This window comes from Lactiplantibacillus sp. B652 (assembly GCF_023806745.1).
Taxonomy (GTDB): Bacteria; Bacillota; Bacilli; order Lactobacillales; family Lactobacillaceae; genus Lactiplantibacillus; species Lactiplantibacillus pentosus.
This window is the reverse complement of record NZ_JAMSKY010000002.1, coordinates 132,902-157,863: the sequence shown is the minus strand read 5'-3', so window position 1 is coordinate 157,863 and position 24,962 is coordinate 132,902. Positions and strand designations below refer to the sequence as shown.

The window sequence follows — 24,962 nt, the reverse complement described above, 5'->3', positions numbered from 1 at the left end:
AATTTAGATGGAAAAAGAACGAGTTGACGTATTATTAGTACAACAGGGGTTATTTGATACCCGTGAAAAGGCCAAGCGGGCGGTGATGGCCGGTGAAATTCTGGGCGTAAATGAAGAACGCTTGGACAAACCTGGGATGAAGATTCCAGTGGCCACCGCCTTACATTTGAAGGGCAAACCGATGCCCTATGTTTCTCGGGGTGGCTTAAAGTTAGAAAAAGCCCTCAAGAGCTTTGAAATTGATTTGACTGGTAAGACCGTGTTGGACATTGGCTCTTCAACGGGTGGCTTTACTGACGTCGTACTTCAAAATGGTGCCAAAATGAGTTATGCACTCGATGTCGGTAGCAATCAGTTGGTCTGGAAATTGCGCCAAGATCCCCGAGTAGTGGTCATGGAACATACCAATTTCCGGTATAGTAAGTTAGCGGACTTCAAGGAAGGTCAGCCTAACTTTGCCTCAATTGATGTGTCGTTTATTTCGCTGCATTTGATCTTACCACCACTGCACGCGATTATTGAAACTGGTGGGTCCGTGGTGGCATTGATTAAGCCACAGTTTGAAGCAGGTCGTGAGAACGTTGGAAAGCACGGCATTGTGCGTGATCCCGCCGTCCACAAAGCCGTTTTGACGGATATTATTTCATTTGCCCAGGAAAATGGCTACAACGTCTTAGGCCTTGATTTCTCACCAATCAAGGGTGGTGAAGGGAATATCGAATTCTTGGTTCACCTACAAGCCACGGATGAAACGCCACGGGTTGCACCATCCGTTTCAATCGAAAAAACACAGACTGCTGCTTATGAACAGTTGAACAAAGCCTAATTTTTAAATCCGGACTTTCATATTTATGCAATTTGGCTTATGATGTGTTTAAATAAGTATGAATAGCTACCGGGGGTGATCGGGTGAAGAAGCAAGAGCGCCAACGCTACATTAAACGATTATTGAGTTCGAACGAAATTGAACGACAAGAAGACTTTGTCAAGCTGTTACGTGCCGAAAATATCGACGTGACGCAGGCAACGATTTCGCGCGATATTAAGGATATGCAGCTGGTCAAGGTTCCCTCGGCAACGGGCGGTTACCATTATAGTATGCCGGTGCAGAAACAGATGGATACCGAGAAGAAGCTGAAGCGAACGCTGAAAGATGCCTATGTGTCTTATGCGACCCAGGATAAGTTCGTGCTCATCAAGGTGTTGCCAGGTAATGGGCCGGCGCTAGCAACGTTAATAGAAGCGATGCATTATGAAGAAATTTTTGGGACGCTTGGTGATGATGCCAACGTCTTGATTATCTGCAAATCGCTCGCGATGACACTCGAGTTGCAACAAAAAATTCAACGCTTACTTAGCGATAATTAGGCTGGTAAGCCATCTTCGACCTGTTCACGTGCGTGTCAGGTCGCTTTTTTTCAAAAACTTTTGGGTCACGCAAATGCTTTTAAGGAGGGCTTGCGGGTGTTACAAGAACTATCGATTACGAATTTTGCAATTATTGAACATTTAGATATTGCCTTTGAAGCTGGGATGACAGTTTTGACTGGTGAGACGGGTGCTGGTAAATCGATTATTATTGATGCGGTCGGCCTGTTAGCAGGTGGCCGCGGTTCGTCAGAATTTATTCGGACGGGCGCAGATAAAGCTGTCTTACAGGGGATGTTTATTTTGCCGGCGGACGGCGTGACGGCTCAGCTGTTAGATGAAGCAGGAATTGACCACGCTGACAATACGGTGATTTTGCAACGCGAAATTACGAAGAGTGGCCGCAACACTTGTCGAATCAATGGCATGCTGGTGAATACGACGACTTTGAAGCAAATTGGTGAAACGATTGTTGATATTCATGGACAAAACGAACATCAAGAATTGATGCAACCAGAAAAGCATTTAGGGCTATTAGATGAATTTGCTGCGGCCAAGATTCGGAAGTTAAAGCAGCAGTATCAACAGCAGTATGATCACTATCAGCAATTAAATCGCGAACTACGACAGAAAAATGCAAATGAAAAAGAATGGGCACAACGTTTAGACATGCTGAATTTTCAGGTTGATGAAATCGCAGCTGCCCAAGTTAAAGTTGGTGAAGAGGCGGCGCTGATTGCTGAACGGGATCGGCTTGATAACTATCAAATGATCAATCAGGCGTTGCAACAAAGCTATACGTTGTTAGCTGCTGGCGAGGAAACGACTGGAGCTGTCGACATGGTTGGGACGGCGATGAATGCATTGGAGCCGATTGCCAATTTGGATTCGGCGTTCAACGAAATTACCGTCAATGTCAAGAATGCCTTTTATGGCTTGCAGGATGCAGCTGGGCAAATCTCAAATCAGTTAGACTTACAAGAATTCGATGAAGGGCGGCTAGATGAAATTGAGCAACGCCTAGATGTGTTGAGCCAATTGAAACGCAAGTACGGTGATTCTGAACAGCAAATTCTCGATTATTATCAAAAAATTGCCGCTGAGCTCGCCAAAATGACTGACTCAGAAGAAAATAGTGAAGATCTCGCACAACGAGTGACCGATGCCAAAGACAAACTGTTGAAGACGGGTGAGGCCTTGTCAGATAAGCGGCGCACGGCTGCCAAAGTCCTACAACGTCAGATTCATCAAGAGCTCAAAGATTTATACATGGACAAGGCCATTTTCGAAGTTCGGTTTAAGCCCACTAAAGGTCAAATCTATCGGAGTGGTTTAGATAGTGTCGAGTTTTACATTCAAACCAACCCAGGTGAGCGAATGCGACCACTGGCTAAGATTGCCTCTGGTGGGGAACTCTCACGGATGATGCTAGCACTCAAGACGATTTTCTCAGAATCACAAGGAATCACCAGTATTATCTTCGACGAAGTGGATACCGGGGTCAGCGGTCGGGTCGCACAAGCGATTGCTGAAAAAATCAATGGAATTGCACACTTTTCACAAGTGCTGTGTATCACGCATCTGCCACAAGTAGCGGCAATGAGTGATCATCATTACTTCATTGCCAAAAAAATCACCGGCAAACGCACCAAGACGAGTGTCACGAAACTGGATAACGCTGCCCGGGTGAAAGAATTGGCCCGGATGCTGGCTGGTACGAAGGTGACTAAACTTTCATTGGAACATGCCGAAGAGCTATTGCAACTGGCCGATGAAGAAAAGGACGAATGATGTTTTTTTCATAGCTGATTTAATTCCAAATTAGCAGGCGATACAGTGTCATTGGACGTGCTGGCAAGTAATCAGAGGTGTAAACTAACTGACGGCTCGATTAAGCGAGTACTGTTACGCCTTAATTCAAATAAGCATTCAAATCAGACCGACCAGTGATGGTGGGCCTTTTTTGGTTGCCCGTGAAAGTCTGAACAACCCGAGATATTACGCCAGGTGACAGGATGCTTTGGACGCGGTAATTCTTAAGTGACAATGGTCTACAGTCCGAACAGAATACGTTATAATGTGATTGATTATGATGTTGAAGCCAGTAAATCACGGGTCTAAATTTATTGACCAGGGCTCAAACGGTATGAATGCTAGCTTATTGACGTTGATATAAATATTTTATATGTCTTGTTATTTGCATTTTACTTTCATTATAAGTTATGCTTGATTACAGTACAGTTTATTAGGAAACGAAATAAACTGAGTAAATGGTTGGAGTGATGAGGTTGTTTCTGACAATGGAACATTTGAATAAAACGTATCCTGGTGGCAAGGTCGCCGTTGAAGATTTTAATTTAGAAATCGAAAAAGGTGAATTTGTTTGTTTCATCGGGACGTCTGGTTCAGGTAAAACGACCACTATGCGGATGATTAATCGGATGTTAAGTCAGACTTCCGGAACCATTAAACTTAATGGGAAAGATATTAGCCAGATTGATCCGGTTAAATTGCGCCGTCAAGTGGGTTATGTGATTCAAAACATTGGTTTGATGCCCCATATGACGATTCGTGACAACATTACGTTGGTGCCACGGTTATTAAAATGGCCCCAAGAAAAAATGAACGAACGTGCCAAAAAGATGATCAAGTTGGTTGAATTGCCTGAAGACTACTTAGACCGTTATCCATCAGAACTTTCTGGTGGTCAACAACAACGGATCGGGGTTGTCCGGGCGTTAGCTGCAGACCAAGATTTAGTCTTGATGGATGAACCGTTTGGGGCCTTGGACCCAATTACGCGGGAATCATTACAAGACTTAGTCAAGGACTTGCAGGAGCGTTTAGGTAAGACCTTCGTGTTTGTCACCCATGATATGGATGAAGCGCTGAAGTTAGCCACGCGCATTGTAATCATGGACGGCGGTAAAATTATGCAAATCGATACTCCGGATGGCATTTTGCGTCATCCAGCCAATGAATTCGTTGAAAACCTGATTGGTAAGGATCGGTTGATTCAAGCCCGGCCAAGTATTACGACAGTTGGTCAAGTGATGTTAAAAGATCCGATTGCCACGACCCCTGGGAAGTCCTTAACGGTCGCCTTACGCCAAATGCATGACAAGCGTGTCGACTCGCTATTGGTCACTGATGAGGCGGGTATTTTAAAGGGTGTGATTGGCATTGAAGATGTTGATTACAACTTTAATTCAGCCACGAGTGTCGGTGATATCATGAAGACTGACTTGTTCTACGTGCAATCCAATTCTTTGATTCGGGATACTGTTGAACGGATTTTGAAACGCGGTCTAAAGAATATCCCAGTTGTTGATGATCAGCATCGACTCGTCGGTATCGTGACGCGGGCAACCTTGGTTGATATCGTGTACGATGCACTTTGGGGCGATGAAGACGAAGATGAAGCTGAAAACAATATTCATCATGGGGAGGACGACGCGCCCGCTGAAGGCGGTGACCAAGCATGATTACTTTCCTACAGACTTATGGGATGCAACTCATTGTTAAAACGTGGCAGCATATCTACATTTCGGCGTTCTCACTGTTACTAGGGGTGATTGTTGCGGTGCCAATCGGTATTTTACTGACACGGGTCAAGCCAATCGCCAACGTCGTGATGTCAATTGCTAGTATGCTCCAGACGATTCCAGCGATGGCGTTGTTAGCACTGATGATTCCGTTCTTTGGGATTGGTGCGATTCCTGCCATCATTGCGTTGTTCATCTACTCACTGTTACCTATTCTACGGAATACGTATCTCGGGATGGAAGATGTTGATCCAGCCCTGATTGATGCCGCCAAAGGAATGGGGATGACCAATTGGCAGTCGATCGTAAAGGTCGAATTACCAATGGCAGCGCCGGTGATCATGGCCGGTATTCGCTTATCAGCAACCTATGTGATTGCTTGGGCAGCGCTAGCTTCCTATATTGGTGCCGGTGGTCTAGGTGACTTCATCTTTAACGGGTTGAACTTGTACCGTACCGATTTGATTTTGGGTGGTTCGATTCCCGTGATTATTTTGGCCCTCATCGTTGACTGGCTATTGGGTAAGCTGGAAGCAGTTGTCACCCCAAGAACCACACAAGCGTAAGGGGGAAAACTGAGATGAAAAAATTTAAAAAGTGGTTATTAGGTGCGGTCGCAACAGTTGCTAGTGGGATTTTACTAGCCGGCTGTGGTTTTCCTGGCTTATCCGGGACGTCTTCTGATACGATTCGAATCGCATCGCAAAATACGACGGAACAACAAATTATGGCCTATGTGATTCAAGACATGATTCAACACTATTCTAACTTGAATACGACCATTATTAACAACTTAGGGTCCGGGACGGTTAGTTTTAATGCCTTGAAGAATGGTCAGGCTGACATTTCTGCGATTCGCTATACTGGGACTGATTTGACGACTATTCTAGGTGAAAAAGCGGATCGTGGCAACGTTAAAGCAACGGATGCCAAGGTTAAACGTCAATTCAATACCAAGTACGATATGCACTACTTCCCAACTTATGGGTTCGCGGATACGTATGCATTCATGGTCACCAAGCAAACGGCTAAGAAGTATAACTTGAGTACGGTCAGCGACATGAAAAAGGTGGCTTCCAAGTTAACGGTTGGACTTGACCAAACTTGGCTGGAACGTAAGGGTGACGGTTACGATGCCTTTCAAAAACTGTACGGTTACCAGTTTGGTAAGACCTATCCAATGCAAATTGGGCTGGTCTACGATGCACTGGAATCCGGTAAGATGGATGCCATCTTAGGGTATTCCACCGATGGACGGATCGGCAGTTATGATTTGAAGATTTTGAAGGACGACAAGAACTTCTTCCCACCATATAACGCTAGTGCAGTCGCCACGAATCAGATTTTAAAGGAACATCCTAAGTTGAAGCCGATTCTGAATCGTTTGAATGGTAAAATTAGCTTGAAGACGATGCAAAAGTTGAATTATCAAGTTGATAACAACTTAGTGGAACCTGAAGTGGTCGCTAAACAGTTCCTTGAAAAGCACAATTATTTTGAAGGGAGTGACAAATAATGGCTAATATGAACTTGCTGGAACAGTTGATTTATTACTACCAACAAAATGGTGTGTACGTCTTGAGTCAATTTAGTCGTCACTTCTTGATTTCAATTTATGGTGTGCTTTTTGCGGCCATCGTCGGCATTCCGATTGGAATTTTTATTGCCCATCATAGCCGGCTGAGTGGAACGGTAATTGCCATTGCGAACGTGATTCAAACGATTCCATCATTAGCGATGCTATCGATTATCATGATTGGACTTGGCTTAGGCGTTAATACGGTGATTGTGACGGTCTTCTTGTACGCCTTGCTGCCAATTATCAAAAATACGTATACCGGGATGCAAAATGTTAGTGCCAGCATTCTCGATTCTGGTAAGGGGATGGGGATGACTCGCTGGCAATTGCTACGGATGGTTGAATTACCACTTTCGCTATCCGTTATCATGGCTGGTTTGCGAAATGCGTTGGTCTTAGCTATCGGGATTACCGCGATTGGGACCTTCGTTGGTGCTGGTGGTTTAGGAGACATCATTATTCGTGGGACTAACGCCACGGATGGTGGGGCGATCATTCTCGCCGGTGCGTTACCAACGGCCTTAATGGCGATTATTTCTGACACGGTGTTAGCCTGGATTGAAAAACGGGCGGATCCAACACAAAAATAGATGTAATTAAAAAAGATTGATTTACAGGTACTCCGACTCACTCATTCAGGGAAGTTCGTGGAGCTGTAACATCAATCTTTTTGATTTGCATCGAAAACACCACGCGAATATGCAAGGTTGTATTAACGTGATTTCATCTTTCGATGCAAGGATTATTGATTTGAATTAAACGCGTTTGACATAACGCACGGCCGCTAGATTGACCAAATGCGTCAGATGCAATTGGTGGTTAACTAAGACGAGTTGACCACTCGCCAGATATTTGAGGACCCCATGAATGTTATAAGGGTGGGCCTCCGTTAACTGGGGCTGCATCTGTAGCATCACGTGGTACTGCTGGTCATGCGCCTGCTTTAAGAACAAATCCCGCTGGAAAGCCGGCATCGTTGGTAATAATGGTGCAACGATGGTCGGGGCAGCAGTAAAGTCATCCATAAATTGGCGATAGGAAGCGTGTAAGTTCTTAGAAATTAATTTTAAATTTGATTGTTGATTTTGCATAATAGCCACCTCGAACATTTGTTTGTGTTTCCATTATACGAACAGGCGTTCTAAAAAGCAAGCCCTAAATCGGGAAAAATTATTTTTAAAAAATGAAAAATCAGGTGAAACCTTGATAATACTTGCAATCTAAGCCTAAAAAGTGCAAAATAAGCTTTAAAACATATTTTAATTAAGGGGAATTTGTGATCATGGCGAAACAAGGCATGTTAATCGTCTTATCAGGTCCTTCTGGTGTCGGTAAAGGTACTGTTCGGAAGGAAATATTTGACTCAGATGATAACGATTTTCAATATTCAGTCTCGATGACGACGCGGCAGATGCGTCCGGGCGAAGTAGACGGCAAGGACTACTATTTTGTGTCCAAAGAAGAATTCGAGGATGAAATTAAGAGTGGCGGGATGCTTGAATATGCCAAGTATGTTGACAATTACTATGGAACGCCCTTAAAATATATTAAGCAGTCATTAGCAGCTGGCAAAGACGTTTTCTTAGAAATTGAAGTTAACGGTGCGATGCAAGTTCGCGAAAAGATGCCTGATGGGGTGTTTATCTTTTTGACACCGCCGGACTTAATGGAATTGAAGCACCGAATCATCGGTCGTGGGACAGATGATATGAGTGTGATCAACAAACGGATGGCTAAAGCCGTTGATGAAATCAAAATGATGCGGAATTATGATTACGCCGTAATTAATGACGAAGTCCCGTTAGCCGCTGAACGAATCAAAGCAATTATTCGTAGTGAACGGTTTAGTGTCAAACGGGTGATGCCTGAGTATGAAGAAATGTTAGGAGATGTGGAATCATGATTTTATATCCATCAGTTGATGATTTATTAAAGCAAGTTAACTCACGGTATTCACTGATTATGTTAGCTAGCAAGCGGGCCCACGAATTAGATGCCGGTGCGCCACCAATGCTTAGTGAATACAAGTCAGTTAAGACGATCGGTCGGGCAATGGAAGAAATTGCCGCTGGTGACTTAATGATCGATCCAGATGAAATCGACGAAGACTAGTCATAAAACAAGGTGCTAAGCCAATTCAGGCTTGGTGCTTTTTTTATTTTGCACCCAAACGGACGTTCAGCTTCACGTGACCGTGGATTCTTGATACAATTGAAACATTAAAGTGACAAAATGACGTTGCAGGTTGCAGCGTTGATTTTTGAAGGACGTGAAAAAGTGAGTGTATGGACAAAGCGCCATGTAACCGTAGTGGTTAGTGGTGGGATTGCGAGTTACAAGGCACTAGTGTTGATTCGGAGTTTAATGAAACAGGGTGCGGTAGTGCGAGTGGCAATGACTGCTCACGCCGCTGAGTTTGTAACGCCACTGACTTTTCAGACGTTGACCCAGCAACCAGTCGTTCTGGATGAATTTACGACGACTGATCCGCAGCACGTTGTCCACGTTGCCTTAGCAGATTGGACGGAAGTGATGGTGCTCGTTCCAGCCACCGCTAATTTAATTGCCAAAGTCGCAAATGGGTTGGCGGATGATGCTGCCACAACCACGGTCTTGGCGACAACTGCGCCGAAGTTTGTGGTCCCAGCAATGAATTCTCACATGTATGCGAATCCAGCAACACAGCGTAATTTGGAACAGCTTACCGCTGACGGACTGCATGTGCTGACACCAGCAACTGGGATGTTAGCGGAAGGCTACGCCGGTCAGGGGCGCTTACCTGAGCCTGAGGCAATTCTGGCGTGGCTGACGGACCAATTGATTCAGCTTACACCTGATTTACCGTTGGCGGGACGCCACGTCGTTGTGACGGCTGGTGGGACGCGTGAAGCGTTAGACCCCGTCCGGTTTATTACTAACCGTTCATCAGGCAAGATGGGTTATGCGTTGGCACAAGTTGCGCGTGAAATGGGTGCGACCGTCACCTTGATCAGTGCAACGACCCATCTGCCAGTACCCACGGGCGTGACCATCGTTCCGGTTGACTCGGCATCGTCGCTATTAACTGCTGTTCGTACCGCTTTTGATGACGCAGATATTTTAGTCATGGCTGCGGCCGTTTCGGACTATCGACCGACAGAGCTGGCGACGCAGAAAATTAAGAAACCCGCTGGTCATGGCGATTTGATGCTTCAATTAACGGAAACGCCTGATATTCTCAAAACGTTGGCAGCCGAAAAGAAGCATCAGTATGTGGTTGGTTTTGCCGCCGAAACGCAGGATTTGCTAGCAAACGCCAATCGAAAATTAACTCATAAAAAGTTGGACTTGTTAGTTGCTAATGACGTTTCACAACCAGGCGTTGGCTTTAATGGTGATACCAACCAAGTGACGTTATTGCGGCCGCATCAGCAACTAGTGACTACGGAATTAGCATCTAAGACGGCGATTGCCAAAATCATTTTAGAGACGGCAATTGCGGACGGTGCACTGAATTAGTCAAAGCATTTAAAAGAGAGGAAGAGTTGTGTGGCACAAATTGCCCAAGTTTTAGTCGATGTGCCCACTATGCAGACAAATCGACCGTATAGTTATCAGATTCCAGCTGCGTGGCAATCCCAGGTGCAGCCTGGCATGCGCGTCGTCGTCCCATTTGGTCGTGGAAAACGGCGGGTCCAAGGCTTTGTGTTGGCTTGTGATGATGTCACTAATTTTGATGGTGAACTTAAACCAATCGATGCGGTGGTCGATTTGGCACCGGTGTTGAACACAGAAGGCTTAGCGATGACCAAGTGGCTCGCTGAGAGTACCTTTTCATTTCAAATCACCTGTGCTCAAACCATGTTACCAGCCGTCATGCGGGCTAAATATGAGAAACAACTGCGAACAACAGCGACGACGCCTGACGAAATTCGCGAGACCTTGTTTGGTGGTCAATCAATGGTCCCGTTTGATACGGTCGCCACGACCCCGGCCATTGTCAGTCAGCTCTTGCGACTGCAAGCAGCTGGTCAGGTCGATGTTTATTACCAAGTGAAAAATCAAGCGCGGCGTAAGACCCAAACGGCACTGAAAGCAAGATTGTCGATTCCAGAACTTGAAGCTGAGAAGGCCAACGTTCGGGCGGGGGCTAAGCAACAAATGGCCATCTTACAAGGCCTAATTACGCTAAATGGTGAAACGATGGTGCAAAAAGCCTTTTGTACGCGGTTTAAGGTCAATGAGAGTGCCATCCGAACCGCTGCACAGAAGGGGTGGCTCGAAAAAATCGCGGTCGAAGTTTATCGCGATCCCTATGCCAGTCACGATATTAAGGCAACTAAGGCTTTGAAGTTGAACGATGAGCAGCAGGTTGCGGTCGATCAGATTACTGCATCCGTTGATCAGGCTGCGACGACGACCTTCTTACTAGAGGGTGTGACGGGGAGCGGAAAGACCGAAGTCTACCTGCAATCGATGGCGGCCGCCCTGGCTCAGGGGAAGACCGCATTGATGCTCGTGCCCGAAATCTCATTGACGCCACAGATGGTCCAACGCGTGAAGGGGCGGTTCGGGAAAGCCGTGGCCGTTCTTCACAGTGGCCTCTCCAGTGGTGAAAAATATGATGAGTGGCGTCGGATTCAACGTGGTGAAGCCCAAGTCGTAGTCGGCGCTCGTTCTGCGGTATTTGCACCACTGAAAAATATTGGGTTGATCGTCATGGATGAGGAACACGAAAGTACTTACAAACAGGATGATGCACCGCGGTATCATGCGCGCCAAGTGGCGTTATGGCGGAGTCAGTATCATCATTGCCCAGTTGTTCTCGGGTCCGCGACCCCTTCATTAGAGACGCGTGCACGGGCTGAAAAAGGGGTCTATCAGCGATTGTTGCTAGCAGACCGGGTCAATCGACGGCCGTTGCCTAAAGTTTCCATCATTGATATGAAAAAGGAGATGCAGCAACATGCCGAGAGTAATTTTTCGGCCCCATTACTCGTCGCACTGCAGGATCGGCTTGAACGTCATGAACAAAGTGTGTTGATGTTAAATCGACGCGGGTACTCTTCGTTTGTGCTCTGCCGAGATTGTGGATTTGTCTTGAAATGCCCTAATTGTGATATTTCACTGACGTTACACATGGATACCCACACCATGAAATGCCATTATTGTGGCCATGAAGAAGCGATTCCACGGACGTGTCCCAACTGTCATAGCCGTCAGATTCGTTATTACGGGACGGGAACGGAAAAAGTCGAAGAAGAATTACAGGACTTGCTTCCAGACGCAACGATTATTCGGATGGATAATGACACGACACGTAAGAAGGGCGCCCACGAGAAGCTACTAGCCAAGTTTGGTAGTGGTGAAGCGGATATCTTGATTGGAACTCAGATGATTGCCAAGGGCCTTGATTTTCCAAACGTCACGTTGGTCGGGGTCTTGAATGCTGATACGGCCCTAGGACTGCCTGATTTCCGAGCGAGTGAACGGACCTTCCAACTTTTAACCCAAGTGAGTGGCCGGGCAGGTCGGGCGGAAAAGACCGGGCACGTCTATATTCAGACGTTTAACCCAGACCACTATGCGATTCGCTTTGCGCAACACCATGACTATGAAGGCTTTTTCAAGTATGAAATGCAGATGCGGCATCGCGGCGGCTATCCACCGTACTACTTTACCGTCCAGATCACAGCGAGTGATTTGGAGGAAGCAGTCGCGGCCAAACGGATGTACCAATTATTACAGTGGCTACGGCCACGCTTGGCACCATCCACGATTTTATTAGGTCCGACGCCCAAACCGATTGCGCGTGTGAACCGGCGCTATTATTACCAAATTGTGATTAAATACAAACAGGAACCCAATCTCGCTAAAACGTTGACAACGCTGTTACATGAGACCCAAGCGCAGCAGCGTCAAGGCTTGCAGATTGGAATTGATGTAGAACCGCTGCATTTTATGTAACGATTCGAGGAGGAATAAGTGTAATGACATCGATCGTTTTTATGGGAACACCCGCATTTGCGGCACCAATTCTCGAAAGTTTAATTAAAGCAGATTATCAAATTTTGGGTGTGGTCACCCAACCAGACCGACGCGTGGGTCGTAAACACGTTTTAACCGCCTCACCAGTCAAAGAAGTGGCTGTTGCGCATGACATTCCGGTCTTTCAACCTGAAAAAATCGGCGGCAGTCCTGAAATGCAGCAAATTATTGACTTGCAGCCGGATTTAATCGTGACGGCCGCTTTTGGACAATTTTTACCAACGAAACTATTGAAAGCTGCCAAGATTGGCGCGGTCAATGTTCACGGCTCGTTATTACCGAAGTATCGGGGTGGTGCGCCGGTGCAATATGCCATCATTAACGGCGAAGCAGAGACGGGTATTACCATTATTTATATGGTTAAAAAAATGGACGCCGGTGACATGCTGGCCCAACGTGCGATTCCAATTGAAGCGAGTGATGATACTGGCACGATGTTTGATAAGCTGAGCCTAGTTGGCCGTGATCTGTTATTGGAAACTTTGCCAAAACTCATCGCCGGCGAGATTCAAGCCGTGCCACAGGATGAGGACCAGGTGACGTTTGCACCTAATATCCAACCAGAACAGGAGGTCTTGGATTTCTTTACCAAGACGGCTGCTGAAATCGATCACCAAGTTCGGGGGATGCGGCCTGCACCGATCGCCTATGCCATGATGGATGGCAAACGGACGAAGTTTTGGGACGTGACGCCCTTAGACGAAGGTCCTGTGACCCAGGAACCTGGTCAGGTGGTACGAAAGACCAAGCATGAACTGGTTATTGCGGCGGCCGACCATACCGCACTGGCAATTAATCAGTTGCAACCTGCTGGCAAACCGAAGATGACGATCACAGACTTTTTAAATGGGGCAGCAGATAAATTTGCTACCGGAGAGCAGGTTATTCGTAAATGAGCACAGTTGACAACACCCCCCGCTGGTTAGCGGTGGCAGCATTAGCAAAAATCAAAAATGGGGCTTATTCAAATTTACAATTGAATCAATTGATCAATGAACACCGCATGGATCGACGTGATATCAATTTATTGACCAACATGGTTTACGGCGTCATTCAACATCGGTTGACCTTAGAGTTTTGGTTAAAACCATTTGTTCGCCATCCGCATCAACTTGATCCGTGGGTACGCGAATTGTTATTGAGCGCCTTATATCAATGGCAATATTTGGACAAGATTCCACAACGGGCCGTTTTCAATGAAACGATTGAAATTGCCAAAGTGAAGGGCCATCCTGGAATTCGCCGTTTTGTGACCGGTGTTTTGCATCAAATGGATCGGAGTGGCCTGCCTGCGTTCGACACGATTGAAGACCCCGATGAGCGGTTGAGTGTCACTTATAGTATGCCAGTTTGGCTGATTCAAGAATTGCGGCAGCAGTTGGGCGCGACTAAGATGGAAGCGATTATTGCTTCGTTGAACCAACCGGCCAAGCAGTCGTTGCGGGTCAATACGGCCTTATCAACGGTTTCAGACGTGACGACCGCTTTAACCAACGATGGGTTAACAGTGGAACCAAGCAAGATTTCACCACTCGGGTTAGTGGTCACGGATGGACAGGCCATCAATACCGAAGCAATGCGTTATGGCATGTTCACGGTTCAAGATGAGAGTGCCCAACTGGTGGTACCAGCCTTGAATGTGCAGCCTGGTGACCAAGTCTTAGATGCCTGTGCCGCGCCTGGTGGGAAAACGACGCAGGTTGCAGCCCAATTGGATGCGGATGCTGGTGGCGAAGTGGTCGCACTGGATATTCACGCCAATAAGGTGCGCCTGATTGGCCAAAATGCGGCACGGATGCACGTTGCTGATCGCGTGGCCGCAACTGAACTGGACGCTCGTAAGGTTCAAACCCAGTTCGATGACGAAAGCTTTGACCGCATTCTAGTGGATGCACCATGTTCAGGGTTAGGATTAATGCGGCGTAAACCAGAAATTCGCTACGAAAAACAGTTACAAGACAGTCTGAACTTGCAAAAGATTCAGCTTGCGATTTTGGCGGTGGTCGCCCCAACCTTGAAAAAAGGTGGTATCATGACGTATAGTACGTGCACGATTTTGCAACAGGAAAATCAGGATGTGATTGCGAAATTCTTAGCTGACCATCCCGAATTTGAGTTGCAAACAACGCCAACTGAGCAAGATTTAAAAGCTGACCGGACGGATAAAACGTTATCGATTTATCCAGACGACTATTTATCTGACGGCTTTTTCATTGCTTGTTTACGAAAAAAATAATGGTGGAGTGGTAAACAATGGATTTTGCATACCGGTCGGATATTGGCCAAAAGCGTGATGAAAACGAGGACTACGTCGGCTTCTTCCAAAATAAAGCAGGGATCAACTTTGCAATCGTAGCGGATGGTATTGGCGGTCATCAAGGGGGCGACGTGGCTTCTGAGATGGCCGTGTCGCACATGGGTTTTCGGTTTGAAAATACGACGTTTCAAGAACCCAACGATGCTGTCAAATGGCTCGCCAGCGAGGTTCAGGACGAAAATCAACACATTATCGAAAAAGCGCGCGAGTTTTCGGACTTAAATGGGATGGGCACGACGATGGTTGCAGCACTCCTGTTTGATCAGAAATTCTTGATGGCTAATATCGGTGATAGTCGCGGGTACCTCTTTCGTGACGGCAAATTACACCAGCTCACGGAAGACCATTCGTTAGTCAACGAACTTGTCAAACGTGGTGAAATTTCCGCCGAACAAGCGCGCGAACATCCACAAAAGAATATTATTACGCGGACACTCGGAATTTCGCCAGACGCGGATATTGATACTAATCTGTACCAGATGCAGGCCGGCGATCAATTATTGCTATGTTCAGATGGTTTAACTAATATGGTGACTGACGACCAACTCGCCACAGTGTTAGCAACGCAGCAAACTGCGACGCAGAAGTGTGAGACTTTGATTAAGTTAGCGAACGCAGCTGGCGGTAAGGATAATATTACCGCCCTGATTATGGCACTTGATGGTGAGGTGGCCAGTAAATGACACCCAACTATACCCTTAGCGGACGGTATCGTATCGTCCGGTCCTTAGGTGAAGGTGGGATGGCCAATGTTTACTTGGCACATGACTTAATATTAGATCGTGATGTTGCGGTCAAATTGCTCCGGCTAGACTTACGGGATGATCCGAAAACGATCAAACGATTTCAACGTGAAGCACTAGCAACGACTGAATTAGTACATCCCCACATTGTGAGTTTGTACGATGTCGGTGAAGAGAATGGCATGCAGTACCTTGTAATGGAATACGTTAAAGGAATGGATCTCAAGAACTATATTAAAGAGAACTTTCCACTGCCATTGCAGCAAGTTATCGACATTATGGAGCAAATATTGAGTGCCGTGGCAACGGCCCACGCGCATAATATTATTCATCGGGACTTAAAACCACAAAATATCTTGATTGATGAGCAGGGAAATGCCAAAATTACGGACTTTGGGATTGCCGTCGCTTTGTCTGAACATACGATGACCCAAACCAATACGATTCTGGGATCCGTACATTACTTGTCGCCGGAACAGGCGCGGGGTAGTATGGCAACTAAGCAGTCAGATATTTATTCACTAGGAATTATTTTATACGAAATGTTGACCGGTTCGGTACCTTTCAAAGGTGAAACGGCGGTTTCAATCGCGCTCAAGCACTTTCAGAACGCGATGCCATCGGTCCGAGAATTTGATGCTGATATTCCGCAAGCGTTAGAAAACGTTGTGCTCCAAGCAACGACGAAGGATCCCCGCGAACGGTATGCCACGGTTGAAGATATGGCCGCTGACTTATTGACGGTTTTGTCGGCAGATCGGGCAGGGGAGAAACGCTTTGTGCCACAAGACATTGGCAATGACGAGACAAAAATCATGCCAAGTGCGGATATCCAAGCCGCGATTGCCGCCAATCAGGATGGTAAGACACAGGTCGTGGCACATAAAATTGCGCAACAAGCTAAATCAGCACCTCATGATACTGATACTCACCAAGCCACTCACGATGACGATGATGATGCACCACTACCAACGCGGTCATGGTCTAAACGTCATCCGTTACGGCGCCGCATCATTTTCTGGGGTACCGTCGTTCTGCTACTGGTTATTGCCGTGATTGTTGGTCTTGAACTGAGTCGGCCACAGACGACTAAGGTGCCGAATGTGGCGGGCATGAGTCAAGCCGCGGCGACCAAGGTATTGAAAAAGCATAACTTGACTGTTGGTAAGGTGCAACATGCCAAGAGTAATCAAGTCCGTAAAAATCAGGTCATTAAGTCGACACCAGCCAAGGCATCCAAGGTGCAGTCACATTCACGCATCAACCTGGTCGTCAGTAACGGCGCGAAGCCGATGAGCTTTGGTAATTATGTCAATGATAATTATCATGACGTCCGCCAAACGTTGACTTCGGCGGGGTTTAAGGTCAAGGAGACCTACAGTACGTCATCAGTCTCCGCTGGCCAAATCATCAGTCAAGATGTCGTTGCGGGTAGTCGGGTGATGCCGACAGACACGACCGTGACGTTTACGGTCAGTGCCGGTAGCCGGTATGTCGAATTGAAAGATTTAACGGGCGAGAGCCGCAGTGACATTTTGGACTATGCGCGGTCGAATGACTTGAATATCAATTTCAAACAGGGTTATTCAAGTGAGCAGAAATCTGGCTATTCATTTGATCAGGATCCAGATGGCGGCGGCAACGTCCGCACTGGGTCGACAGTGACGGTGACCATGTCACGCGGATCTGATGATCATACAACGCCACCGAAGAATTTTTATGTCAAAGTGACGATTCCGTACAAGGCGTTGTCCACGAGTAATTCTGCGGCAAATGATGTGAAAATCTATCTGTATGATGACACCCACATGATTGAGACGGTCTATCGCGATATTGCCATCATGCGGTCGACCAAAATCAGTTTACCGTTTCAGCTGACCGGTGACACGAAGGGGTGTTACCGGATTGTCCGCAACGGGGTCACCATTATGGAAAAGAACAATATTACCAGTGAAAATGCAACAAAATAAGTCAAAGTCATGCGCAACGCATGACTTTTTTGGTACAATATAGAAAAGTGGACCGTACCAAATATAAAATAAGGTGGTGCTAATTTGAAAATTGGACAAATTCGGCAATCGCTAAGCGGGTTTTATGACGTGTATGCGGATGGCCAAATGTATCGGACCCGGGCGCGGGGCAATTTCCGGAAACGTAAGATTACACCCCTCGTGGGTGACGTGGTGGAGTTTGATGCCCCAACGCCTCAGGAAGGTTACGTGTTAAAAATTCGTGAGCGGCAAACCCAATTGGTGCGGCCGCCGGTAGCGAATGTTGATTTAGGTATCGTGGTGACGGCCACGACGGAACAGGAATTCTCAACCAATTTGCTTGATCGGCAGTTGGTAGCGCTGGCCGTCGCTGGCATTGAACCGTTATTGTATTTCGCAAAAACGGATTTGTTGACGGATACCGTCTATCAAGACCGACTAACGTTAGCGGAAGCCTATCGCAAAATTGGCTATCAAGTGATTTGCGAACGCACGGCGTTCTCAGAATCGGCGTTGGCAGCGGTTAAGGCGGCGTTGACGGACCATGTCGCGGTCGTGATGGGCCAGACGGGTGCCGGTAAGTCGACCTTACTGAATCACTTACAGCCGGGCTTAGATTTAGCGACCGGTGAAATTTCTCAGGCACTCAACCGTGGGAAACACACGACGCGTAAAGTTAGTTTGATTCCGATTGCAGGTGGCCTAGTTGCTGATACGCCAGGATTTTCATCGTATGAAGTCTTTGATATTGCGGCCAACGAATTGACGCATTACTTCCCAGAGTTTGTCCGCCTGAGTGCGGATTGTAAATATCGGGGCTGTGTGCACATCAACGAGCCCCAATGTGCCGTCAAACAAGCATTGGATGCCGGTGAGATTTTAGCCAGTCGTTATGAGAATTATTTGCAGTTTTACGAAACTATCAAAAATAAAAAAGTTGTTTATAACAAGAAAAAATAAAAAAAGTGAGTGAGATTAATGATTAAAGTTGCCCCTTCAATTTTGAGTGCAGATTTTGCAAACCTACAACGTGATGTTAAGATGGCCGAGAATGCTGGTGCGGATGCCTTGCATATCGACGTTATGGATGGCCAATTCGTGCCGAACTTATCTTTTGGCATGGGGACGGTTGCGGACTTACGGCCCGTCACGTCATTGATGTTAGATTGTCATTTGATGATTATGGAACCAGAACGGTTTGTCGGTCAGTTTGCCAAAGCCGGTGCGGACTTGATTGGCGTGCATGTTGAAAGTACGCGCCACATTTACCATGCCTTACAATTGATCAAGGATGCCGGCGTCAAAGCCGAAGTGGTTGTCAATCCTGGCACACCACTTAATATGATTACTGACTTACTGCCATTAGTTGACCAAGTTTTGATTATGACCGTCAACCCTGGTTTTGGTGGCCAACATTTTCTGGACCGGATGGTTGCTAAGATTGCGGCACTTAACAAAATCAAGCAACAACAGGGCTATCAATTCGATATCGAAGTCGATGGTGGCATCAATGATCAGACAGTCAAAGCTTGCTATGAGGCGGGTGCAACGGTCGCTGTGGCCGGTTCATACGTTTACAATAGCACGGATCCGGCGCAACGGATCCAAGATTTGAAGGTGGCGACCAATTAATGGCGACCATCATTAATTTATTAGTGGGTGGGCCGACTGCCAATTATCCGGCCGATTTGACGGCGATTCCTGGGGACTGGGTCGGCGCGGATCGGGGCGCACTACGACTTGTCAAACGTGGCATTCAGCCAGTGATGGTCGTTGGTGATTTTGATTCGATCGATGAAGCCGAATTACAGACGGTCAAGCAGGCACTGGCAGGGACGATTATCGTCAAACCCGACCAGGATCACACCGATACCCAGTTAGCAGTTAAGTCGATCTTTGAACAGTTAAACCCGACCGCCGTGCACATTTATGGGGCTACGGGTGGCCGTTTAGACCATCTTTTAGCCAATTTGTGGCTGGTTTTAGACCCCGTCTTTCGGCAGTGGGCACCCCAAATCAAATTGATTGATAAGCAGAATAGCGTGCAATTCTTTTTGCCGGGTGAGTATGAGATCCAAAAGGAAGCGGATAAAAAATATCTGGCGTTCGTGCCGATGATGCCGATGCACCTGACGTTGTCGGATGAAAAATACCAGCTGAAAGCGGCCCATAATGACTACCCAATCTCATGGGCCAGCAACGAGTTTAGTGGTGATACTGGCCATTTCAGCTTTGATGCGGGTGTTTTAGCGGTGATTCAAAGTAAAGATGACCAGGTGAGCGATTAGGCACTGCTTGGAAGTCTTGAGCTGGGCTATCCTGACGTTTTCTTAATTGAATTGATCAAGCCTTTCAGAAAACTTAAGTAGTGTTACTGAAAAAATAATCAAATTAGCATGAAAAAAGGACCGAGTTGACCGTTATACAACAACGACTAACCTGGTCCTTTTTGAGAAACTGAAATTATAAACTTTATAAAAAAATGATCGTGAAAACCTGATTTTAGGTAACAAAAAACGCCAGTCACAAAAAAATTGTGGTGGCGATTTGCTGCGCTAAACGCGCGTAACTTTACCTGATTTCAAAGTCCGAGCTGAAACCCAAACCTTCTTTGGTTTACCATCAACTAAAATGCGAACTTTTTGCAAGTTAGCTTTCCAGCTGCGGCGGCTGTGGTTTAAAGCGTGGGAACGCGTGTTACCAAAGTGCGTCCGCTTGCCTGTAACGTAGTCTTTTGCCATGTTGATCTGCCTCCTTCGGTAATCATTGATAAAAGGTCGTCTTTATCATTCACTAGAATAATTTATCATAGATTAATGAAGGTTGCAATACATTTCTATCAAGTAATTTTACTTTACTGCTAAATTCCCAGTTTCCGGGCTTCCGATAAGCAGTCGCTTAATTTTTCTTTCAAGAGTGGTTGTGCTATGATAAACTATCGTAAATGAACGCGTTAAAACAAGGAGGCTATTTTCATGGCTGTCAAAATCAAAACCCAATTTGGAACCATTGATATTGATAATGATGTTATCGCGACGGTCGTTGGGGGCGCTGCAACGGATAACTACGGTGTTGTCGGTATGGCAAGTCGCAACCAGATCCGTGATAACGTTAATGAAATTTTACGCCGCGAAAACTATGCGCGCGGTGTGGTTGTTCGCCAAGAGGATAATGGGGTGGCAATCGATGTCAACATTATCGTCAGTTATGGGACCAAAATTTCAGAAGTCTCACGCAATGTCCAAGCCAAGGTCAAATATAACTTACAAAACATGCTTGGCGTTACGGCCAATTCGGTCAACGTCATTGTCCAAGGTGTCCGGGTAATGAACGACTAAATTGAAGTTGGTGGAAGCCAAGGAGGAATTTTGAAATTGAAAATCACCACGATTACTAATCTTGAATTTGGCAAAATGGTGCAAGCGGCGTCACAAAAGCTGAGCCAACGTGCTGAATTTATTAATTCTTTGAACGTCTTTCCGGTACCAGATGGTGATACCGGGACTAATATGAGCCTATCAATGGCCAGCGGTGCCAAGTATGAACGTGAAGAAACTAGCACCAAAGTCGGCGATTTAGCGTCAGCGTTAGCCAAGGGACTCTTAATGGGTGCTCGCGGCAACTCTGGGGTTATTTTATCGCAAATTTTTCGCGGCTTTTCAAAGGCGGTTGCTGATAAAGACGTCTTAACGGCGACAGATTTGTCGGATGCACTCGCTGCAGGGGCTCAGACCGCCTATAAGGCTGTTATGAAGCCCACTGAAGGAACAATCCTAACAGTAATTCGCAAAGCCGCTGGTGCTGGTAAAGAGGCCGTTAAAACGACCGATGATATTTGTGAAGTGATGGATGCTGTGGTTACTGCTGCTGAGGCGGCATTAAAATCAACGCCAGACCTTTTGCCTGTCTTAAAACAGGTCGGTGTCGTTGATTCTGGTGGTCAAGGGTTGACCTTTGTCTTAGAAGCCTTCAGTGACTCGCTGAGTGGTAAAGTCGATGAATCGCAAGACTACGTGCCAGACGATGCTGAAATGGATTCAATGATCGATGCTGCTCATCATCAGAGTGTCCAGGGCCAATTAGATCCGAACGATATTAAGTACGGTTACTGTACTGAAATCATGGTTCGAATTGGTGATGGTAAGTTAGTTGATCATAAGTTTGACTACGATACCTTTTACAATTACTTAGCCCAACTTGGTGACTCATTGTTAGTCATTAACGACGATGAAATCGTTAAGGTCCACGTCCACACGGAACATCCTGGTGATGTTATGACTTGGGGCCAACGTTTTGGTGCCCTCATCAAGGTTAAAGTGGACAACATGCGGCTTCAACAAGAAACTATCATGGAACACGATAAAGAAAGTGAAGCCCAAGCAACTGCAGAACCAGCCATGCCATCGCAACCACAAGTTGACATGCACGGTTACGCCATTATTTCAGTTTCATCCGGTGATGGGATTGGCAAGCTGTTCAAAGGCCTCGGGGTCACTGACATTATCGCTGGTGGTCAGACGATGAACCCAAGTACGGCGGATATCGTCAAGGCTGTCAACGACAGTGGTGCCAAGCAGGCATTAGTTTTGCCAAACAATAAAAATATTTTCTTAGCTGCTGAACAGGCGGCAGAAGTTGCTGACGTCCCGGTTAAGATCATCCACAGTCAGACCATTTCACAAGGGATGACCGCGATGTTGGCCTTCAATGCGGAAGCCAGTCTTGATGATAACCAAGCGGCGATGGAAGAGACTTTGAGCACGGTAGTCAGCGGTCAAGTGACTCATGCGGTGCGTGACACGACCATCGATGGTTTGGCAATCAAGAAAGATGATTACATGGGCTTAGTTGATGGCAAAATCGTCATTACGAACCCTGATCGCGATACGGCGGCATTAGACATGGTTAAAGCCATGTTGGATGAGGATAGCGAGCTCGTCACGATCATTTATGGCCAAGATGCAACTAAGGCGGATGCCGATAAATTGGCGGCCAAAGTCCAAGACTTGGATGATGAATTAGAAATTGAAATTCATGAGGGTGATCAGCCGGTTTATCCATTCCTCGTATCAGTTGAATAATAAGATTTCGCAAAAATAGGGCTTGGCAGCGATGCTGGGGCCTGTTTTTGTTCAGTCAGCCGTTGCGGTAAGCGTAAAACTGAATTTTTGGTATAATAATGATGATTGACTGTTATTCGAGATACGCGCTTGGTCGTGTCTATGTGTAAGCCGCAATTCGCGGCAGTCATGTAAATATGACCAATGTATGTAGCGGTCTCTGCAATGACGGTAGATTTTGAGTTTGATAGAAAGGCAGGTGGTCAAGCGTGGCCCAACAATTGAGTGATGCAGTCGCGACGTTAAGCGGTGTCGGTCCGACCCGTCAAAAGGCCTTGGCAGCCCTCGGCATTAATACGATTGCGGACTTGTTGACTTATTATCCGTTTCGCTATGAAGATCTCCAAGTCAAAGACGTCAATGAAATTGCAGATCAAGAGAAAGTCACGCTCAAAGGCACGGTGGCGTCTGAACCGGTCTTGGCGCGGTTTGGTCGCAAAAAGAACCGTTTGAATTTTCGCCTGCTGATTGACCACGATGTGTACATGGTCACCTTTTTTAATCAACCTTATCTGATGAAACAGATTGAAACGGGGCAAGACTTAGCGGTTTATGGCAAGTGGGATGCGACGCGCAGTAGTTTGACTGGGATGAAAATTATCAATCCCAATAATGCGGATTCGGCGTTTGGCTCAATTTATCCTGCTAGTAAGTCAGTGAAGCAGGGCACCATTCAAAAATTAATCAAACAGGCGTATGACAGCTATGCGCCGGTCATTACGGATATCGTACCGGAGCCATTGCGTGCAAAATATCGCTTGTTACCCCGGCGGCAGATGATTCATGACATGCATTTTCCAGCCAGCCAAGCGGATTCGACTGCGGCCCGACGTTCAGCGACCTACGAAGAATTTTTGCTGTTTCAAATGCAGATGCAGGCGTTGAAGCAGTCTGACGCGACGACGGATGGCATTGCGATTGCCTATGACAATTCACGACTAAAAGCGTTCATTAAGACGCTACCGTTTGAATTGACGCGTGCCCAAAAACGAGTCGTCAACGAAATTTGTTTAGACCTAAAGTCGCCGAAACATATGAACCGGCTGTTACAAGGTGACGTTGGTTCCGGGAAGACGATCGTGGCGGCCATCGTCATGTACGCGGCAATTACGGCGGGATATCAAGCAGCACTGATGGCACCGACCGAAATCTTGGCAGAACAACATGCCAATAATTTAGCAAAAGTTTTCGCCGACACGGACGTTAACGTCGCTTTGTTGACGGGTGCAACCAAACCGGCTGCCAGAAAGACACTCTTGGCAGCGCTGGCCGCTGGCGAGATCAACCTGTTGATTGGAACGCATGCGCTGATTCAAGATGGCGTCGAGTATGCCAACCTTGGACTGGTCATTACTGATGAGCAACACCGGTTTGGGGTCAATCAACGGGCGGCCTTTCGTCAAAAAGGTGGTCAGCCTGATACGCTTGCGATGACGGCGACCCCGATTCCGCGGACCCTGGCGATCACTGCGTACGGCGAAATGGACGTTTCAGAAATCGACGAGCTACCTGCTGGCCGGCAACCGATTCAAACGACGTGGGTTCGCAGTAACCAGGCCAATTCCGCGTTGAGTTTCGTTCACCAGCAAATTGACAATGGCTCGCAAGCTTACGTGGTCACCCAGCTGATTGAAGAATCGGAAACGTTAGACGTGAAGAACGCCGAAGCTTTATCCGCAAACTTGCAAGAGTATTTTGGCTCGCAGGTCAAGGTCGGATTGTTACACGGTCGCATGAAACCGGAAGAAAAAGAAGCGGTGATGGCGGCGTTTAAAGCTAACGAGATTCAATTGCTCGTTTCGACGACAGTCATTGAAGTTGGGGTGGATGTCAAAAATGCGACGATCATGATGATTTATGATGCCGACCGGTTTGGTTTGGCCCAGCTTCACCAATTGCGTGGTCGGGTCGGACGAGGAACTAAGGCGTCTTACTGTATTTTAGTGGCGGACCCGAAAAATCAGCAGGGAATCGAACGGATGCAAATCATGACCAAGACGACTAATGGTTTTGTGCTTGCGCAAAAGGACTTGGAACTGCGGGGCGCCGGTGACGTCTTGGGGGTCAAACAATCCGGGATGCCGGCCTTCAAAGTCGGCGACCCGATTGCGGATTTGACCGTCTTACAGGTGGCACAGCAGGATGCCCACGCCATCGTTCAGCGACCAAATTGGCAGGATGAACCTGAGAACCATGCGCTAGCGACGTATTTGAGCGCCAAGCTAGCAGCAGTAGGAACACTTGATTAACAAACAAATCGCGTACCGTGATG

General features: G+C 46.8%; 23 protein-coding genes. 21 read left to right on the top strand and 2 right to left on the bottom strand.

Going from position 1 to position 24,962, the window contains the following annotated elements:
• Nucleotides 1–7: 7 nt before the first annotated feature.
• The 7 genes from MZO40_RS03460 (at nt 8) to MZO40_RS03430 (ending at nt 7,082) form a co-directional block, all read left to right on the top strand.
• A complete protein-coding gene (locus MZO40_RS03460; RefSeq protein ID WP_105961828.1) occupies nt 8–826 on the top strand; it encodes a TlyA family RNA methyltransferase in 819 nt (272 codons plus the stop codon).
• Nucleotides 827–909: 83 nt separating this feature from the next.
• Complete coding sequence (locus MZO40_RS03455; protein ID WP_021336444.1) at nt 910–1,368, top strand: arginine repressor; 459 nt, start codon at nt 910–912, stop codon at nt 1,366–1,368.
• Between the two features lie 96 nt (nt 1,369–1,464).
• Nucleotides 1,465–3,159 carry a DNA repair protein RecN gene (gene recN / locus MZO40_RS03450; RefSeq protein ID WP_050338776.1) on the top strand — a complete coding sequence of 565 codons (1,695 nt, stop codon included), beginning with the start codon at nt 1,465–1,467 and terminating at the stop codon, nt 3,157–3,159.
• Between the two features lie 509 nt (nt 3,160–3,668).
• The gene (locus MZO40_RS03445) at nt 3,669–4,853 is read left to right on the top strand and encodes a betaine/proline/choline family ABC transporter ATP-binding protein (protein ID WP_162255255.1); all 1,185 of its coding nucleotides are present in this window, start codon (nt 3,669–3,671) and stop codon (nt 4,851–4,853) included.
• Nucleotides 4,850–5,479, top strand: a complete 630-nt coding sequence (locus MZO40_RS03440; protein ID WP_050338774.1) for an ABC transporter permease — start codon at nt 4,850–4,852, stop codon at nt 5,477–5,479. Before MZO40_RS03445 ends, MZO40_RS03440 begins: the two co-directional genes overlap by 4 nt.
• 14 nt (nt 5,480–5,493) lie before the next feature.
• Nucleotides 5,494–6,429, top strand: a complete 936-nt coding sequence (locus MZO40_RS03435) for an osmoprotectant ABC transporter substrate-binding protein (RefSeq protein WP_088769611.1) — start codon at nt 5,494–5,496, stop codon at nt 6,427–6,429.
• Nucleotides 6,429–7,082: an ABC transporter permease gene (locus MZO40_RS03430; RefSeq protein ID WP_003638609.1), complete on the top strand. Its 654-nt coding sequence runs from the start codon at nt 6,429–6,431 to the stop codon at nt 7,080–7,082. Before MZO40_RS03435 ends, MZO40_RS03430 begins: the two co-directional genes overlap by 1 nt.
• A 165-nt stretch (nt 7,083–7,247) precedes the next feature.
• Here MZO40_RS03430 and MZO40_RS03425 read toward each other — a convergent pair whose 3' ends face one another.
• On the bottom strand, nt 7,248–7,583 hold the full coding sequence (locus MZO40_RS03425; protein WP_082230244.1) for a hypothetical protein: 336 nt from the start codon (nt 7,581–7,583) through the stop codon (nt 7,248–7,250).
• Nucleotides 7,584–7,774: 191 nt separating this feature from the next.
• Here MZO40_RS03425 and gmk point away from each other — a divergent pair, with 191 nt between their 5' ends.
• The 11 genes from gmk to MZO40_RS03370 all read left to right on the top strand — a co-directional run bounded on the left by gmk (nt 7,775) and on the right by MZO40_RS03370 (nt 19,858).
• Nucleotides 7,775–8,395 carry a guanylate kinase gene (gmk, locus tag MZO40_RS03420; protein ID WP_003638611.1) on the top strand — a complete coding sequence of 207 codons (621 nt, stop codon included), beginning with the start codon at nt 7,775–7,777 and terminating at the stop codon, nt 8,393–8,395.
• On the top strand, nt 8,392–8,604 hold the full coding sequence (gene rpoZ / locus MZO40_RS03415; protein WP_003638612.1) for a DNA-directed RNA polymerase subunit omega: 213 nt from the start codon (nt 8,392–8,394) through the stop codon (nt 8,602–8,604). The genes gmk and rpoZ overlap by 4 nt, the downstream gene beginning before the upstream one ends.
• A gap of 165 nt (nt 8,605–8,769) precedes the next feature.
• Complete coding sequence (gene coaBC, locus MZO40_RS03410) at nt 8,770–9,990, top strand: bifunctional phosphopantothenoylcysteine decarboxylase/phosphopantothenate--cysteine ligase CoaBC (RefSeq protein WP_252133103.1); 1,221 nt, start codon at nt 8,770–8,772, stop codon at nt 9,988–9,990.
• 30 nt (nt 9,991–10,020) lie between these two features.
• Nucleotides 10,021–12,438, top strand: a complete 2,418-nt coding sequence (gene priA, locus MZO40_RS03405) for a primosomal protein N' (RefSeq protein ID WP_105961826.1) — start codon at nt 10,021–10,023, stop codon at nt 12,436–12,438.
• Between the two features lie 23 nt (nt 12,439–12,461).
• Nucleotides 12,462–13,415, top strand: a complete 954-nt coding sequence (fmt, locus tag MZO40_RS03400; RefSeq protein ID WP_105923912.1) for a methionyl-tRNA formyltransferase — start codon at nt 12,462–12,464, stop codon at nt 13,413–13,415.
• Nucleotides 13,412–14,755, top strand: a complete 1,344-nt coding sequence (gene rsmB / locus MZO40_RS03395; RefSeq protein WP_252133102.1) for a 16S rRNA (cytosine(967)-C(5))-methyltransferase RsmB — start codon at nt 13,412–13,414, stop codon at nt 14,753–14,755. The genes fmt and rsmB overlap by 4 nt, the downstream gene beginning before the upstream one ends.
• Before the next feature lie 17 nt (nt 14,756–14,772).
• On the top strand, nt 14,773–15,519 hold the full coding sequence (locus tag MZO40_RS03390; protein ID WP_003638617.1) for a Stp1/IreP family PP2C-type Ser/Thr phosphatase: 747 nt from the start codon (nt 14,773–14,775) through the stop codon (nt 15,517–15,519).
• Entirely contained in the window at nt 15,516–17,549 is a 2,034-nt protein-coding gene (gene pknB, locus MZO40_RS03385; RefSeq protein WP_105961824.1) for a Stk1 family PASTA domain-containing Ser/Thr kinase, read from the top strand. The genes MZO40_RS03390 and pknB overlap by 4 nt, the downstream gene beginning before the upstream one ends.
• A gap of 84 nt (nt 17,550–17,633) precedes the next feature.
• Nucleotides 17,634–18,530, top strand: coding sequence for a ribosome small subunit-dependent GTPase A (gene rsgA, locus MZO40_RS03380; protein WP_088769607.1), 897 nt, complete (start codon nt 17,634–17,636; stop codon nt 18,528–18,530).
• Between the two features lie 18 nt (nt 18,531–18,548).
• Entirely contained in the window at nt 18,549–19,202 is a 654-nt protein-coding gene (gene rpe / locus MZO40_RS03375; protein WP_105961823.1) for a ribulose-phosphate 3-epimerase, read from the top strand.
• Nucleotides 19,202–19,858 carry a thiamine diphosphokinase gene (locus MZO40_RS03370; RefSeq protein WP_105961822.1) on the top strand — a complete coding sequence of 219 codons (657 nt, stop codon included), beginning with the start codon at nt 19,202–19,204 and terminating at the stop codon, nt 19,856–19,858. The genes rpe and MZO40_RS03370 overlap by 1 nt, the downstream gene beginning before the upstream one ends.
• Nucleotides 19,859–20,125: 267 nt before the next feature.
• Here the strand turns inward: MZO40_RS03370 and rpmB are convergent, their stop codons facing one another.
• Entirely contained in the window at nt 20,126–20,311 is a 186-nt protein-coding gene (gene rpmB / locus MZO40_RS03365; protein WP_003638622.1) for a 50S ribosomal protein L28, read from the bottom strand.
• 234 nt (nt 20,312–20,545) lie between these two features.
• Between rpmB and MZO40_RS03360 the strand changes: the two genes are divergently transcribed.
• The 3 genes from MZO40_RS03360 to recG all read left to right on the top strand — a co-directional run bounded on the left by MZO40_RS03360 (nt 20,546) and on the right by recG (nt 24,939).
• Nucleotides 20,546–20,908: an Asp23/Gls24 family envelope stress response protein gene (locus MZO40_RS03360; RefSeq protein WP_003638623.1), complete on the top strand. Its 363-nt coding sequence runs from the start codon at nt 20,546–20,548 to the stop codon at nt 20,906–20,908.
• A 36-nt stretch (nt 20,909–20,944) separates the two neighbouring features.
• On the top strand, nt 20,945–22,651 hold the full coding sequence (locus MZO40_RS03355) for a DAK2 domain-containing protein (protein ID WP_050338763.1): 1,707 nt from the start codon (nt 20,945–20,947) through the stop codon (nt 22,649–22,651).
• Nucleotides 22,652–22,899: 248 nt separating this feature from the next.
• Nucleotides 22,900–24,939, top strand: coding sequence for an ATP-dependent DNA helicase RecG (gene recG / locus MZO40_RS03350; RefSeq protein WP_252133101.1), 2,040 nt, complete (start codon nt 22,900–22,902; stop codon nt 24,937–24,939).
• The last annotated feature ends 23 nt before the right edge of the window (nt 24,940–24,962 follow it).